General features: G+C 53.0%; 13 protein-coding genes. 1 reads left to right on the top strand and 12 read right to left on the bottom strand.

Translation table 11 applies throughout. The features are described 5' to 3' along the window. Positions 1-28: 28 nt before the first annotated feature. A complete protein-coding gene (locus NWAT_RS09385) occupies positions 29-409 on the bottom strand; it encodes a YbaN family protein (protein ID WP_013220853.1) in 381 nt (126 codons plus the stop codon). 204 nt (positions 410-613) lie between these two features. Here NWAT_RS09385 and NWAT_RS09380 point away from each other — a divergent pair, with 204 nt between their 5' ends. Next, on the top strand, positions 614-1,906 hold the full coding sequence (locus NWAT_RS09380) for a glycerophosphodiester phosphodiesterase family protein (protein WP_013220852.1): 1,293 nt from the start codon (positions 614-616) through the stop codon (positions 1,904-1,906). Between the two features lie 47 nt (positions 1,907-1,953). Here the strand turns inward: NWAT_RS09380 and NWAT_RS09375 are convergent, their stop codons facing one another. The 11 genes from NWAT_RS09375 to nuoC form a co-directional block, all read right to left on the bottom strand. Then, positions 1,954-3,405 carry an NADH-quinone oxidoreductase subunit N gene (locus NWAT_RS09375; protein ID WP_013220851.1) on the bottom strand — a complete coding sequence of 484 codons (1,452 nt, stop codon included), beginning with the start codon at positions 3,403-3,405 and terminating at the stop codon, positions 1,954-1,956. A gap of 10 nt (positions 3,406-3,415) precedes the next feature. Then, on the bottom strand, positions 3,416-4,903 hold the full coding sequence (gene nuoM / locus NWAT_RS09370; protein ID WP_013220850.1) for an NADH-quinone oxidoreductase subunit M: 1,488 nt from the start codon (positions 4,901-4,903) through the stop codon (positions 3,416-3,418). Then, a complete protein-coding gene (gene nuoL, locus NWAT_RS09365; RefSeq protein ID WP_013220849.1) occupies positions 4,900-6,780 on the bottom strand; it encodes an NADH-quinone oxidoreductase subunit L in 1,881 nt (626 codons plus the stop codon). The genes nuoM and nuoL overlap by 4 nt, the downstream gene beginning before the upstream one ends. A gap of 4 nt (positions 6,781-6,784) precedes the next feature. Continuing rightward, the gene (gene nuoK, locus NWAT_RS09360) at positions 6,785-7,096 is read right to left on the bottom strand and encodes an NADH-quinone oxidoreductase subunit NuoK (RefSeq protein ID WP_013220848.1); all 312 of its coding nucleotides are present in this window, start codon (positions 7,094-7,096) and stop codon (positions 6,785-6,787) included. Next, a complete protein-coding gene (gene nuoJ / locus NWAT_RS09355) occupies positions 7,097-7,600 on the bottom strand; it encodes an NADH-quinone oxidoreductase subunit J (protein WP_013220847.1) in 504 nt (167 codons plus the stop codon). 79 nt (positions 7,601-7,679) lie between these two features. Further along, a complete protein-coding gene (gene nuoI, locus NWAT_RS09350) occupies positions 7,680-8,222 on the bottom strand; it encodes an NADH-quinone oxidoreductase subunit NuoI (protein WP_013220846.1) in 543 nt (180 codons plus the stop codon). A 19-nt stretch (positions 8,223-8,241) separates the two neighbouring features. Continuing rightward, complete coding sequence (gene nuoH / locus NWAT_RS09345) at positions 8,242-9,201, bottom strand: NADH-quinone oxidoreductase subunit NuoH (protein WP_013220845.1); 960 nt, start codon at positions 9,199-9,201, stop codon at positions 8,242-8,244. Further along, a complete protein-coding gene (gene nuoG, locus NWAT_RS09340; protein WP_013220844.1) occupies positions 9,198-11,918 on the bottom strand; it encodes an NADH-quinone oxidoreductase subunit NuoG in 2,721 nt (906 codons plus the stop codon). Before nuoG ends, nuoH begins: the two co-directional genes overlap by 4 nt. 16 nt (positions 11,919-11,934) lie before the next feature. Then, complete coding sequence (nuoF, locus tag NWAT_RS09335; protein WP_041350655.1) at positions 11,935-13,224, bottom strand: NADH-quinone oxidoreductase subunit NuoF; 1,290 nt, start codon at positions 13,222-13,224, stop codon at positions 11,935-11,937. Then, on the bottom strand, positions 13,221-13,685 hold the full coding sequence (gene nuoE / locus NWAT_RS09330) for an NADH-quinone oxidoreductase subunit NuoE (protein WP_013220842.1): 465 nt from the start codon (positions 13,683-13,685) through the stop codon (positions 13,221-13,223). Before nuoE ends, nuoF begins: the two co-directional genes overlap by 4 nt. 27 nt (positions 13,686-13,712) lie before the next feature. Next, positions 13,713-15,491, bottom strand: coding sequence for an NADH-quinone oxidoreductase subunit C/D (gene nuoC / locus NWAT_RS09325; protein WP_013220841.1), 1,779 nt, complete (start codon positions 15,489-15,491; stop codon positions 13,713-13,715). Positions 15,492-15,545 lie beyond the last annotated feature (54 nt).

The raw sequence follows: 15,545 nt of genomic DNA, 5'->3' as shown, positions 1-15,545 counted from the left end.
GTTTATTTCTATAAGATTGGTATTGTCGCTATTCTTCAACAGAGGTAGGTTGAATGCAATGTGTTTTAATTCTGATGATAGACAATAAGCCGACGGTAATGGCTAATAACCCTATTACTTTGAGCGTGGTATTTTCGATAACAAAGACTACCGAATAGCCGCCCAAAAAAACTAATGAAGAAATAGCGATAATTTTAGTTCTTAAGGAAATAGCCCTATGCTCATGCCAGTTTTTAATAATAGGCCCAAAAAGGGCATTTTCCAGGAGCATTTGGTGGAACCTTGGAGAGGACTTTGCAAAACATCCTGCTGCCAAGAGAAGGAAAGGGGTTGTAGGAAGCAAAGGCAGAATAGCGCCTATAAAAGCAATTCCTATAAAGAAAAAGCCTATAATTCTATAAAGCCACATGAGTAAGGTTACCTATAAAATAAACATTTATCCCTTATGTTCCATGGGAGATGAATATTTGTTGGATTAATTTGTGTTTTCTACCTCCTATATTAAAGAATTGTATTTGCGGAATTCATGTTTGCGAATGCCTAGGGAGTTTGCTGCTCCAAGTTATAAGTTTACCCGATAAATCTGCCCTTGGCCCAGGGATGAGGGGATCTGATGCGCTTAACTAGCGTTAGGCTTTTGATTATAATTATTTTTGCAGCACTACTCGCCCTTGTTTTAGTAGATGAATCCGAGGATGGCCAGGCGCATCATTGGGGCTTTCTATTTGCTAAAAAAGAAGGGAAACAACCTGTGCAACTTGGTCCTCGACCCTTTTATCTGGTCGAGGTTATGGAAAAAAGCGCCCTCAAAGCGACGCTTCAGGCGTGCGCGAAAGGCCCTTTCTATAAGACCGATTTTTCCATTGGCCATCGGGGCGCGCCTCTTCAGTTTCCCGAGCACACCAAGGAATCATATCAAGCAGCTGCCCGCATGGGTGCCGGTATCCTGGAATGCGATGTTACTTTCACCCAGGACAAGGAACTGGTGTGCCGCCATTCCCAATGTGATCTGCATATCACAACGAATATTCTGGCTACTGATCTGGCCGCTAAGTGTTCTGAAGCCTTTATCCCCGCCGTTCTCGATTCCATAACTGGCGACATTATCTCGCCGGCCTCAGCTAAGTGTTGTACTAGCGATATTACCCTCGATGAGTTTAAGACTCTCAAGGGCAAAATGGATGCCTTCAATCCCGCTGCGATCACCCTCAAGGAATACCTAAATGCCACCCCGGGTTGGCGTACGGACTTATATTCTAGCAATGGCACCCTGCTTAGCCACGCGGAAAGCATTGAACTCTTCAAAATGCTGGGCGTGAAATTCATTCCTGAGCTTAAAGCACCTGCTGTAGCGATGCCCTTTGAAGGGCATTATACCCAGGAGGACTATGCTCGGCAGTTGATTGATGAGTACCGTAGGGCGGGTATCCCGGCAAAAAACGTATACGCCCAATCCTTCCGTCTCGATGATGTGCTTTACTGGATTAACAAGGCGCCTGAGTTTGGCAAACAGGCCATATTTCTCGACGACGCCAGCTTGGTCGGCGATCTTGATCCCTCCTTGGCGGCCATGAAAAATCTGGTCGCCCAGGGTGTAAAAATCATAGCGCCTCCTCTATGGGCACTGCTGGAACTTAATGAGAACAATGAAATTGTGCCCTCAGCGTATGCTCTGAATGCCAGAGCTGCGGGTCTGAATATTATTACCTGGACACTTGAGCGCTCGGGGCCGCTAAAAAACGGTGGTGGTTGGTACTATCAGACTCTTACCGATGTTATTGATAATGATGGCGATATGCTGGAAGTTCTGGATGTCTTGGCAAGAGACGTGGGTATTCTCGGCATTTTCTCGGACTGGCCCGCTACGGTGACCTACTATGCCAATTGTATGGGTTTAACTGGTTAGCCTGCTGTAAGCCCGGGGATTGTCTCTAGGATGAATAGCACCAAAAGCTAAACCAGCGTTATCGCCACGGCGTGCAGCATCCGCATCAGAGGATCAGGGTAGATTCCCCACCAGATGAGCAGCAGAACAAGCAGGATAAGGGTTAAATTGCCCATTAGGGGTAAGGGCAAGGCGGAAGGAGCAGCAAGAGCTTCTTTCGCTATGGTGGGCGTTTGGTATAGGGCAATGATGATGCGTAGATAATAAAACAAGCCCAGGATGCTGCCAATGACCATCGTGAACAGTAGAAACCACAGGGTAGCCTCGACGCCGACGGCGAAGATATAAAATTTACCGATAAAACCTACCGTTAAGGGGATACCCGCCAAGGACAGGAGCATGAAAGTAAATATGCCAGCCAATCCTGGCCGATGCCAGAACAAGCCCCGGTAATCTTCCAGATGTTGCTTTTCCTGGGCTGCTGAGGAGAGAACGGTAACCACGCCAAAAGCGCCCAGGTTCATTATAAAATAAGCCACCCAATAGAAAGTGACTGCTTCCACGCCCAGGTTTCCGCCAGCCAGCAGGGCCACCAGCAAGTAGCCTAGGTGGGCGATGGAAGAATAGGCCAGAATCCGCTTGATATTAGTTTGCAGCAGCGCGAGTAAATTACCGGCCAGGATAGTGGCTACGGAGATAGCGCTGAATAGGACCATAAGAGCATGGTGCTGAGGCCCGTCTACCTGAACGAAAAGACGCAATAGCAGGGCAAATACCGCGCCTTTGGAAACTGTGGCGAGGAAAGCGGTGATGGGGGCTGGCGCTCCTTGATAAACATCGGGAGTCCAAAGATGAAAAGGCACGAAGGATACCTTAAAGCCAAGACCCGCGATTATGAGGGCAAGGCCGGCCAGAAAGAAAACATCATCAGTGCTTTTGCTGCTGTTTGAGATCGCGCCGAGGCGTTCAAATTCCATGCTTCCCAGCCCAGCGTAGATAAGGGCCATGCCAAACAGCAAAACCGCGGAAGAGGTGCCGGAGACAATTAAATATTTTACCCCTGCCTCAAGGGAGGGTTGACAGCGACGCGGGTAGGCCAGTAAAGCGAACAGGGCCACGCTTAAGATTTCAAGGCCCAGCAGTAATGAGGCAAAATGATTGCTTGCGGTCAGAGCGGCTGCTCCCAGGGTTGCCAGGAGCAAGAGCACATAAAATTCTTCTTGCTGATCCGCGAGCTCTTTCAGGTAATGATAAGCCAAAAGAGTCACTGCTAAAGCCGCGGCAAATATCAGCCCCATATAGAACAGGGCATATTGATCAAGAATAAATAAGGACGACACCCGATGGGGGGCCACGGAAGCGGCCAGAGGGAGCATAATCAGGCAAAGGGTTAAGAGGGTCAAAGTCAGCATCATCGTAAAGCGGTGCTGGCGATGAATAGCAATTGCCAAAGCCAGCACCAGGGGCGCCAAGGTGATCATGATAAGGGGCGATAAGGCAATGAAATCGGTTGAAGTCATGATCTGCTTTTTATTGAGAACTCCAGGATAAACCGTGCAAGCTTTCCAGGGCGGGATAAGCCATGTCGAATACCGGTTGGGGATAAAGTCCCAGCCAAAGAAGAATAAGAATCATGGCGCTCATGGCGGTCATGTGGCGGATGGAGAAATCTGGCAGCGGTTGGGTATCCTGGCCTTTGCCATGAAAGACTTTCTGGACGATAAGCAAGGCATAAACGGCGGCAAGGATAAGCCCCAGCGCCGCGATGGCGGTAAAGGGCGTGCTGACCGGGTAGGTCCCCAGCAAAATCAAAAACTCTCCTACGAAATTTCCCAGGCCAGGGAGTCCCAGGGAGGCGAGCGCAAAAAATAGACCAATGGCCGCCAGGCGGGGTGCTTTGCTCCAGAGTCCGCTCATTTGGCGCATATCCCGAGTGTGGAGGCGCTCTTGCAAGACCCCCGCCACCATAAATAAAGCGGGAGTGGACATGCCATGGGCCAGTATCTGTATGACCGCGCCCTGTAGCGCCAAGGGGGTTCCCGCGAATATACCCAGCAGGACAAAGCCCATGTGGCTAACGCTGGTGTAGGCGATGAGGCGCTTGAGATCGTGCTGGACAAAGGCGAGCCCCGCGCCGTAGAGAATGCCAATGACTCCCAGCAGCATCGCTATGGGAGTAAAGTCAGTGGCGGCCTCGGGGAACAGGGGAAGCACGAAACGCAGTAATCCATAGGCGCCTGTTTTTAATAAAATCCCGGCCAGGATAATGCTGCCGCCGGCGGAAGCTTGGGTGTGGGCATCCGGCAGCCAGGGATGGAATGGCACCGCCGGCAACTTGACGGTAAAGGCAATAAAAAAGCCCAGCATGCTCCAAAAGGCCGCAGTTGGCGTTAGGGAGGCACCCAGCAAATCAAAGTAATTAAAGGTCAATACACCGCTGTGCTGAAATTGGCTCCAGACCAGCGTCAGGATGGCTATCAGCAGCAGCAGGCCGCTGCCTTGGGTAAAAAGGAAAAATTTGAAGGAAGCCGGAAGACGGTGCTCATGGCCCCAAATGGCAATGAGAAAATACATGGGTACCAGCATCAGTTCCCAGAAGAGGAAGAACAGGAAAAGATCCAGGGCCATGAACACTCCCAGCACTCCCGCCAAGGTCCATAGCACGTTAAAATGAAAAAAACCAACTCGGTGTTTGATCTCGCTCCAGGAAGCCGCTACCGTGATGAGACCCAGGAAGCAGGTGAGCAAAACCAGGAGCAAGCTCAGCCCATCCAGGGCTAGATGAAAGCGGATACCAAAGCGGGTGATCCAGGGCCAGTTTAATTGCGCGAGCCAGGCGCCTTGTCCGGCGATGTTAAAAGGACCTGGTTGGGATAGCCACAGCAAGACTATCCATAGTAAGTCAAACCCTAGGGCAAGCAGGGCGATGATTCGTGGCCAAAGGGGATGCCAGCGCTCAGTAAGCCAAGCAATTAATCCTCCTACCACGAGTATAAGGAATAACCCGAGCAAGATCATGGGAACACCGCCATGGCCAGCAGAATGATAACGCCGGTAGCGATCCCACTGACATACCAGCGTATTTGCCCGTTTTGGGCGTAGCTAAGCAGGTGATGGGCATATTGAGTCAGGAGGGTGATCCCCCGGTAAAAGCTGTCGATAATATCGTCCTTGTTAATACCGGTAAGCCATAAAAAAGGCCGCACTAGAAGCGTGTCATATAATTTATCGAAGCCCCATCCGGCATACCAAAAGGGGCGTATCGTGGGTGCCGGCGTGGTCTTCGCTAATAGTCCTAGCGAGGGGGACCGGCGCAGAAAGAGTAAATAGGCCAGATAGATACCGAATAAGGCGGCTGCCGAGGAGATGATTTTAAAATCGAACTCATTCCCCACGCCAGTGGATACCTGCTCAGCCGGAGGCAGGGTAGCGTGTAAAAAATTGGTAAAGAAGGGCTGCTCGGGTAATTCTACCCAGCCGCCAATAAGGGAGAGCAGCGAGAGCGCCAGCAAGGGAATGGCAATGAGGTAACCTGGCTTTTTGTCTACCGTTGTTTTAGGAGGGCCGAAAAAGGCAATGAACCAGGCCCGAAAAATGTAAACTGCCGTTAATAGGGCGCCCAGGAGGCCCGCTCCCCAGAGCCAGGGGCCGCCTAGGGGAGAAGACCACGCGTGCCAGAGGATCAGATCCTTGCTAAAAAAGCCAGCGGTAACTAAGGGGACTGCGGCCAGGGAGGCGCCGCCAATGAGAAAACTCCAAAAAGCAAGGGGAAGTTGTTTTCGCAGGCCACCCATCTTGAAAATGTTATGTTCGTGTTGCAAGCTGGCGATGATCACGCCAGCGGCCAGGAACAATAGGGCCTTGAAGAAGGCGTGAATCATAAAATGAAAGATAGCCGCCGACCAGGCGCCAACTCCCAAGGCTAAAAACATATACCCAATCTGGCTGATGGTGGAATAGGCCAGGATGCGTTTGATATCGGTTTGCACCAAGGCGCTACAAGCGGCCAGTAGCAACGTTAATGCTCCAATCACCGCCACCGCCGTGTGAACGGGGGGAGCCAATTCGAACAGTACATGGGTGCGGGCAATCAGATAAACACCGGCAGTCACCATGGTGGCGGCGTGGATCAAGGCGCTGACCGGGGTAGGTCCCGCCATGGCATCGGGCAGCCAGGTTTGCAGTGGCAGTTGGGCAGACTTCCCGAGCGCGCCGCCTAGCAGCAGGGCCGCCGCCGCAATGGCTAAACCCGATCCCGCTGCCCATTCTTGTGCAGCCCGTTCCATGAGCGGCTGGATATCCAAGGTGCCCAGGTGGGTGAACAATAGCAGTAGGCCAATGATCATGGCGGTATCCCCTGTTCGGGTGACGACAAACGCCTTCCGGGCCGCATAGCCGTTGGCCGCATCCCGGTACCAAAAACCAATAAGCAAGTAACTGCACAAGCCCACCCCTTCCCAGCCGAGATACAGGAACAGCAAATTATCGGCCAATACCAGCACCAGCATGGCGGCGACAAAGAGATTCATGTAGGCAAAGAAGCGCTGGTAGCCAGTTTCATCGGCCATGAATTCGGTGGAATAAAGATGGATCAGAAAGCTTACCCAGGCAATCACCAGGGTCATCACCAGGGAAAGGGAATCCAGATAAAAGCCAATACTGGGATTAAAATTGCCAATAGCTATCCAGGTCCACAAGGTTTGTGTATAGGCATTGCCTTCGAGAGGGGCATGCAAAAATGCAATACTAACGCCTGAGGCCAGAAGGGCGGATAATCCCACCGAGCCGACTCCGATGAAGGCACTAAGCTTTTTGGGTAGCCGTCCGGAAGCGAGTATTAAGAGTATGGAGCCAGCTAAGGGTAGGGTGGGGATTAACCATAACAGTTTCAGCATGGTATTAACCCCGCATCCCGCTAATGCGATCCGCATCCAGGGTGCCAAAGCGCCGGTAAATCAGCAGAATCAATGCCAGCGCAACGGCCACCTCCGCTGCCGCTACAGCCAGGATAAGCATAAACATAATTTGCCCTTCCGGCTCTCCCCAGCGGGCACCCGCCACAATAAAGGCAAGTCCCGTGGCGTTCAACATGATTTCCAGGGACAGGAGCATAAAGATAAGGTTGCGGCGCACCAAGACACCTATGAGCCCTAGCAGGAAGAGGGCGGCGGCCAGATACAGACCATGTTCCGTGGGGATCGAGGCTAGCATTTATGGCTTCTCCTCCGGTTCTTCGCGCCCCAGATGATAGGCGCCCACCAAGCCCGTCAGCAGCAGCATGGCAGCAAGTTCAACCGCCAATAAATAAGGGCCAAACAGGGCAACACCCACTTGTTGGGGCGTGATCATCTCGGCGCTGGAAAGGGCGCTGCTGTCTGTCGCCAGGAGATAAACCAGTTCTATAAGCAAAACGAAGGATAAAATTCCAGGACCTAGCCACAGATAAGGGGTAAACCAGCGATTTTCCTGGGCTACCGACTCCTTTCCGAGGTTGAGCATCATGATCACAAACACAAACAGCACCATAATAGCGCCAGCGTAGATGATGACCTCTAGAGCGGCAGCGAAGGGAGCACCTAAGAGAAAAAAGATTAAGGCTACTGCAAGGAGGGAAACAATTAGATAAAGCAGGGCATGGACGGCGTTTAAACGGGTAATGACCATGATGGTGGAAACAACGGCGATAATAGCGGCGATATAGAAAGTAATTTCCATCAGTATTATTAATTTTCTGTGCCGGTAGGGTTAAGGATAGACGAATTTGAGCCGCTTTTTAGTAGTTTTTTTACTGCCGTTAAGGCATTAAACTACGGATATCCACCGGAGATTCTTCATTTTCCGCTTCTCCTTTAGCCTTGCCGCCGATAGCCTTCCCTGCTACCCGGTAAAAGTTATAATCAGGGTATTTTCCCGTACCGCTAATGAGTAAATCTTCTTTTTCGTACACTAAGTTTGGCCGCTCGTATTCTCCCATTTCGAAATCTGGCGTGAGCTGAATTGCATAGGTGGGGCAGGCTTCTTCACAAAAGCCGCAAAAAATACAACGGGAAAAATTAATGCGGAAAAATTCCGGGTACCAGCGGCCCTGTTCATCTTCCGTTTTTTGTAGGGCAATGCAGTCCACCGGGCAGGCAACGGCGCATAAATTGCAAGCAACGCAGCGTTCCTCCCCATCCGGGTCCCGGGAGAGGATGATGCGCCCCCGCCAGCGGGGTGGGATATAGGGTCTTTCCTCCGGATATTGGATCGTGGCTTTAGGCTGGAAGAGATGGAGAAACACGGTCCAGAGACTTTTCAGCTCACTGCCTAGGGAAAGGTTTTTCAATGGACTCAACATAAGATTCCTCCTTTGGGGATTAGGCTCCGTCAAGGGTCAGCACCACCGCGCCGGTAACCACTAGGTTGAGTAGTGTCAGGGGCAACATCAGCTTCCAGCCGTAGGCCATAAGCTGATCGTAGCGGGGCCGGGGGAGCGCGGCTCGCAGCAAAATAAAGAACAGCACAAAGAAAGAGAATTTGATAAAAAACCAGAGCAAGGGCGGCAGCCAAGGCCCTCGCCAACCGCCAAAGAACAGCGTCACGATCAAAGCCGAAATCAAAAGAATAGCGAGGTACTCGCCAACAAAAAATAGGCCAAACTTCATGCCCGAGTATTCGGTGTGAAAGCCTGCTATCAATTCAGTTTCGGCTTCTGGGAGATCAAAGGGCAGGCGATGGGCTTCCGCGATCCCAGCGATCAGAAAAACCACAAAGCCAAGGAACTGGGGAATGCAAAACCACAAACCTTGCTGGGCTGCTACGATTTCGCGGAGATTAAAGGTACCGGCCAGCATGACCACCCCCATCAGGGATAAACCCATGAAAACCTCATAGCTCAACATCTGGGCCGCCGCCCGCAGAGCCCCCATTAAGGAATACTTGTTATTGGAGGCCCAGCCCCCTAATACTACGCTATAGACGGAAAGGGACGACATGGCCAGGAAAAATAGTAGCCCGATGTTGAGATCAATAATGCCAATATGGGGCGTAAAGGGAATCACCGCAAAGGCTAACAAGGAGGCAATGACGACCACGGTGGGCGCGAGGATGAAGACCGGTTTGTCGGCGAAAGGAGGTACCCAATCTTCCTTGGTAAGCAGCTTGATGGCATCGGCTACCACTTGCAGGATGCCGAAAGGACCTACCCGGTTGGGACCATAGCGATCCTGCCAAAACCCCAGCAAGCGGCGCTCGATCCAAATCAGCAAGGCCGCTAGCGTGAGCAGTGCTCCCAGGATTCCGAAAATATTGAGCAGCGAGGCCAGGGTGGCGTTCATAGCGTCCCCTTGGAGAGTTGACCCCAGGCAGGCAAGGAAATAATGCCCTTCAATGCAGACAGACCCCAAGGGATTCCTGCTGTTCCTGGGGGCAAAGTATTTTGGTGGCGAACCGGCAGGCGATAGGTTTTTTCCCTTAGGGTGAGGGCAACTTCATCGCCGGAGTCCAGTTCAAGTCGAGCCCCGTCTTCGGGGGAAAGAGCTAGGTAAGGGGCCGGGACGCGCTCGGCGATAGCTGGTGCCAGGGCGCTTAGCATCTCACTGCCAAAAATGTGATGAAGGGGTAGAATTAGCCATTGTTCCTCGCGGCGTTGGAAGGCGGGAGGAATCTGATCGAAATAGGTGATTCTTATCCCCGGTTTAGGTTCGATCAGGCGAATGCCGGGAGAACCTCCCCGCAAAGGTCCGCCCACCTCTTCCTGAAATTTGTTAACTGATTGGATAGAATTCCAGGTGGGAGCCCAAAAATAGGGGATCGCGGCTGAAGGCGGCTGTCCAGGATACCCCTCCATGGAAAAGGAAAAAGGAGAATCCGAATCTTGCGGTGGTTTAGGTTCATGCACGCTGATATCGGCGGTCATGGCCGTGCGGCCGCTATAGCGATGGGGCTCGCGGGGGATTCGCATTCCTTGGATACGAAATCTCGCCGAGGGTGCCGCGTGGGTAATACCTTTCAGAGAGTCCATGGTCTCGGCACAGGCCCGGGTGATTTCATCCAGGCGTTGCCAGCGGCCTTCCTCGCGCCCGGCGGCAGCCATGGCTTTGCTAAGCCAGCGCCAGCTTTCCTGGATACCATTTTCTGGAACAAAAACCTGAAAGAATCGCTGGGCCCGACCCTCGCTGCTCACCAAGGTGCCCTCCGATTCGGCAAAGGTACCGGCAGGAAGGGCGATTTCCGCTTGGGCCATAGTGTCGTGGCAAAGATGATCGATGACCACTACCTGCCGCACTTGTTTCAAGAAAGTTTCCACGGTGGCCCGATCGGCCCGCCGGTAGAGATCATTTTCCAGAATGATAGCCGTTTCTACTTTGCCTTCCGCCGCTGTTTTGAAGGCTTTATCTAGGCTAACGCCGTTCAGCAAGTGAAGTCCAAGGCTATTACACTCGGGCAGGGTTAAGTACAGATCGGTAGTGTGTTGCCGGTAGTTACTCAAGGCCCAGGCTACATTCGCGGCTGCTTGGAGTAGTGCCTGACTTTGGCTGCTGGTGCCCGAGATAATTAGAGGCCGCTGGGCTTGTTTAAGATGTTTGGCGATAGAATCTGCCAGGGCTTGCTGGGTCGAGGTAAGTGTGGGTGCTGCCGGGGCTTTGGGATCTAGTTGATAGGCAATGGCGAAACCAAGGCGAGCCAGATCCGCCGGAGTTCCCCTGTAGATTTGAGTGGCAAGCTCATCTAGGCCAGTAGCCGCGGAGGTAGCGATAAACAAAGGACTCTTTTGTTGTTGGGCCGCTTCCCGAACCGATAAATCCTGCCAAGAGGGAATATGAAGTTCCTCCGCCATTCCCCATGATGCTTGCCGAACTGCCTGGCGTAGGCTCAAGGCCAGCCGCGGCGCGGTATTGAGAAGATCCTCGCCTAAGACCAAAATAGCATCGGCCTGCTCCACTTCCTGTAAGGAAGGTATCCGGGCAGGGCCATTTTGTAGAATATGGGCGGCGGTAGCAATAAGGGCTTCTTCCGGCTCGGATAGGCCGGAATAGAAGCGCTCCGGCCCTACCAAAGTACGAAGGGCAAAATTAGCTTCCAGGGACGCTCGCGGTGAGCCAATCCCCACAAGCGCGTCTTTTTCCGTGATGAGTCGAGCCACATGGTGTAACGCCTGCTCTTGGGTGGCGGATTCCAGTTGGAAGTTGCCTGTTTTATGCAAGCGTGGTTGTCGGAGCCGCTGCTCGTTGTTCACGAAGTCACCGCCAAAACGGCCCCGATCACAGAGAAAATAGCCGTTGACCTGATGATTATAGCGATTAAGTGTTCGTTTTAGCCGGCCATAGCGCTCATTAGGCGTGGTATTGCAGCCCAGGCTGCAATGGATACACACGGAGGGAGCGCCCCGCAAGTCCCATTTGCGGGTGTAATGACGGCTGAAAGGTTTGTCGGTGAAAACACCGGTCGGACATACTTCGGCCAAATTACCACTAAACTCGTTGTCTAATATGCCGTCTTCATGGCGGCCAAAATAGACATGATGGTGGGTATTGAATACCTGGAGATCTTCTCCGCCAGCATAGTCCTGATAAAAGCGGACGCAGCGGTAGCAAGCAATACAGCGGTTCATCTCATGGTTGAGAAAGGGTCCCAGATATTGATTGGTAAAGGTCCGTTTCTTGAAACGAAAGCGGCGGTAGGTGTGGCCCGTTAGCACGGTCATGTCTTGTAAATGACATTCCCCCCCTTCCTCGCACACAGGACAATCGTGGGGATGATTAGTCATGAGCCATTCAATGACGCTAGCGCGAAAGGCTTTGGCTTCAGGGTCCTTAATGGAGATACGGGCGCCATCGCTAACCGGTGTCATGCAGGACATAACCAGGCGTCCCTGGGTATCTTGTTCGTCCTTGAATTGCTTGACGGCGCATTGCCGGCAAGCCCCCACGGAGCCCAGGGCGGGATGCCAGCAAAAATAGGGGAGGTTGAAGCCCAAAGACAGGCAGGTCTGGAGCAGGCTGTTCTGCCCCTCCACTTCAAACTCCTGGTTGTCGATATAGATTTTGGCCATTGTCCCTGAATCCTGCTTATTTGAACGGACAGCGTTGGTGATGGATATGCTGCTCAAAGTCAGCCCTGAAATATTTCAGGGCGCTTTGGAGGGGTTCCATGGCGCCGGGGGCATGGGCGCAAAAGGTATGGCCAGGTCCCAGCAAGCGGGTGTGCATCGTCAGGTAGTCTAAATCCTCGGGTTGGCCTTGACCTTGTTCAATCCCCAGCAGAATTTTTTCCACCCAGGGCAGACCGTCCCGACAGGGAGTACACCAACCGCAGGATTCCTGGGCAAAGAAGTGTTCCAGGTTGCACAGCATCCCCACGGGACAGGTCCGGTCATCGAGAATGATCATGGTGCCGGTGCCGAGCCGGCTGCCGGCGGACTGTACCGAGTCATAATCCATAGGCACATCCAGGTGTTCTTCGGTGAGAAAATCCGTGGAGGCCCCGCCGGGTAGCAAACCCCGGAGTTGAAAACCATCCTTCATGCCACCAGCATGCTCCTCCAGGATTTCACGAATAGGGGTTCCCATGGGCAGTTCCCATGCCCCAGGGTGCTTGACCCGGCCACTGGCCCCATAAAATTTGGTGCCGCCATCTTCGCTTCGGCTGAGATTTTGGTACCAGGCTGCGCCCCGAGCGATAATATGGGGAACATTGCAGAGGGTTTCCACATTGTTCACAACGGTAGGCTGGCCCCACAAGCCGCTAACTTGAGGGTAGGGGGGTTTGGCGCGGGGAATCGCCCGCTTGCCTTCCAGAGCATTGAGCAGGGCGGTTTCCTCCCCGCAGATGTAACGGCCAGCGCTAGTATGAAGATGGAGTTCTAAACTAAACGCCGATCCGAGAAGATTTTTGCCCAGGTAGTTCATCTCATAAGCCTCGGCTATAGCCTTCTTAAGGCGTTGTGCGGCCAGCCGGTATTCCGCCCGTAAAAAAATGTAGGCCACTTCCGCCTGGATGGCGTAACTGGCCAGGATCATCCCTTCCAGTAATTGGTGGGGATCGCCTTCCATAAGGAGGCGATCCTTGAAGGTGCCCGGTTCCATTTCATCGGCATTAGCGACCAGGTATTTGGGGCGGGGCGCATCGTCTCCCATAGGAACAAAGCTCCACTTTTTTCCGGTGGGAAAGCCAGCGCCACCCCGGCCCCGCAGGTTGGATTCTTTAACTTCTTGCAATACTTCTTGGGGGGTTAAGGTTTTGATCGCCCGTTGGAGACCTTGATATCCTCCAGCTTGCGCGTATTGCTTGAGGTCCGGTGGTTCCCGATTAGGCGTAATATTTTGCGTAAGGGGCGTGATCATGGAGTTTCTGTTCATTCATAGTCTGCCAGAATTTCACCTATTTTCTCCGAATCCAGATCTCCATGGAGATCCTCATCCACTATCATCACGGGGGCACGCTCACAAGCCCCTAAGCAGCAACTGGGTAACAAGGTAAAACGGCCATCCTGGGTGGTTTCCCCCAGCCCAATTTTAAGCTCCTTTTGCAATTGCTCCCGCAGTTGTTCGTAGCCCATAATCCAACAGCTCACACTATCGCAGATTAAAATGACATGCTTGCCTACTGGCCGGCGAAAAATAAGGTTGTAGAATGTGGCCGCCCCGTCCAAGGATTCCACGCTCAAGCCGAGGTGGTCGGCAATCTCCCGGAGGCTTTCATCGGAGATCCAACCCCGGTGATGCTGCACGATTTTCATCGCTTCGATCCCGACGGCCTGGGCGGTTGGGTAGTGACTCCGTTCGGCATCAATTGCTTTGATTTCCTCAGCACTGAGCATGGTGTTGTCTCCGTTAAGTTTGCCTTTTCACCGGTCTACATCCGCCATCACAAAATCAATGCTAGCTATGAGGGCAATCAGATCCGGCACCATGGCTCCCTGAATAATAAAGGGAATCATCTGGAGATGGGGAAAAGAGGGAGTGCGGATGCGGACCCGATAGGGTTGGGTGTGGCCGTCGCTAATCAGGTAGTAACTATTATTGCCCTTGGTGGCCTCAATGCCCACGCAAGCTTCCCCGGCCGGAATCACGGGCCCCCAGCTTACGCTCAGAAAATGAGAAATCAGAGTTTCGATGTCGTGCATGGTGCGTTCTTTCCGGGGCGGTGTGGCTAGGGGGTGATCGGCCTTATAGGCACCTGCCGGCATATGGTCGAGGCACTGCTGGATGATCCGTAGACTCTGGCGCATCTCCTCGACTCGTACCCAGCACCGGTCATAACAGTCTCCGTGTTGGGCGGTAGGTATATCAAATTGGAACTGCTCGTATCCCGAGTAGGGGCGTTGTTTGCGAAAATCCCATTCCAGGCCACAGGCGCGCAAGCCCGGTCCGGTGACTCCCCATTCAATAGCCTCATCCACCGTGTAGCTTCCCACGCCTTGAGTGCGCTTTTTAAGAATCCGGTTATTCATGACAATTTTGTCGTACTGGTCCAGGCGCGGGGGAAAGTAATGCAGAAAATCCCGGATCAAGCCATCCCACCCCTGGGGCAGATCCTGAGCCACGCCACCGATACGGAACCATTCGGGGTGCATCCGGCCCCCACAGATGGCTTCAATAATGTCAAACACCCGCTCCCGGTCAGTAAACATATAGAAAACCGGGGACATTTGTCCTATATCCTGAGCAAAAGTGCCGTAGAACACCAGATGGCTGGCGATGCGAAAGAGTTCCGCCAGCATGATTCGAATGACCTTGACCCGCTCCGGGACCTGGATGTCGGCCAGTTGCTCGACAGCCAGGACATAGGGAAGGTTGTTCATGACCCCCCCTAGATAATCGATCCGATCCGTATAGGGAATGTAGGTATGCCAGGATTGGCGCTCCCCCATTTTTTCAGCACCCCGATGGTGATAGCCGATATCGGGCACGGCATCGACGATTTCTTCCCCATCCAATTGCAGAACAATCCGAAAAACTCCATGGACGCTAGGATGGTTGGGGCCAAGGTTGAGGAACATAAAATCAGTGCTGCCGGAGGCCCGCTGCATCCCCCAGTCTTCGGGTTTAAAATGCAGGGCCTCCTGCTCTCGCGCTTGTTTCTCCTCGGATAGGGTAAAAGGGTCCACCTCGGTTGCCCGGGCGTGGTGATCCTTGCGCAATGGGTGGCCCTGCCAGGTCGGTGGCAGAAGAATACGGCGAAGTTGGGGGTGGCCTTCAAAGTTGATCCCAAAGAGATCCCATATTTCCCGTTCATACCAGTTGGCAGCGGGCCAAATGGGAGTGATAGTGGGTACGGAAGGGGATTCTCCCCATAAGGGAACTTTAAGGCGAAGATCTTCATTGCGGGTAAAGGAGAGGAGGTGATAGACCAGGGTGAAATCGCTTGCCGGTTGCCCTGGCCGATGGGTTCGGACCCGCTCATCAATCGCGGTTAGATCGTAGAGCATGGCATAGGGGGAGGCCAGCTCTGATTTGAGATACCGTAAAATCTTAGGGATCTGTGCCTTGGTGATCCAGAAAGTGGGAATCCCATCGTGGGTTTCCTGCCGGATAAAATTGGTTTCGCCAAACTGGCGATAAAGCACCTCCCCAATGGGAGTCAACCCGGCCACTGGCGGAGTCGGCTGCGGACTAGACCTCATCCGGACTCCGCAATACCGTCGTCCGCTGGCGTTCGGCTCGCTTTTGATCTCGCA

It is taken from the genome of Nitrosococcus watsonii C-113 (assembly GCF_000143085.1).
Lineage (GTDB): Bacteria > Pseudomonadota > Gammaproteobacteria > Nitrosococcales > Nitrosococcaceae > Nitrosococcus > Nitrosococcus watsonii.
This window is presented reverse-complemented; position numbering and strand designations above follow the sequence as displayed.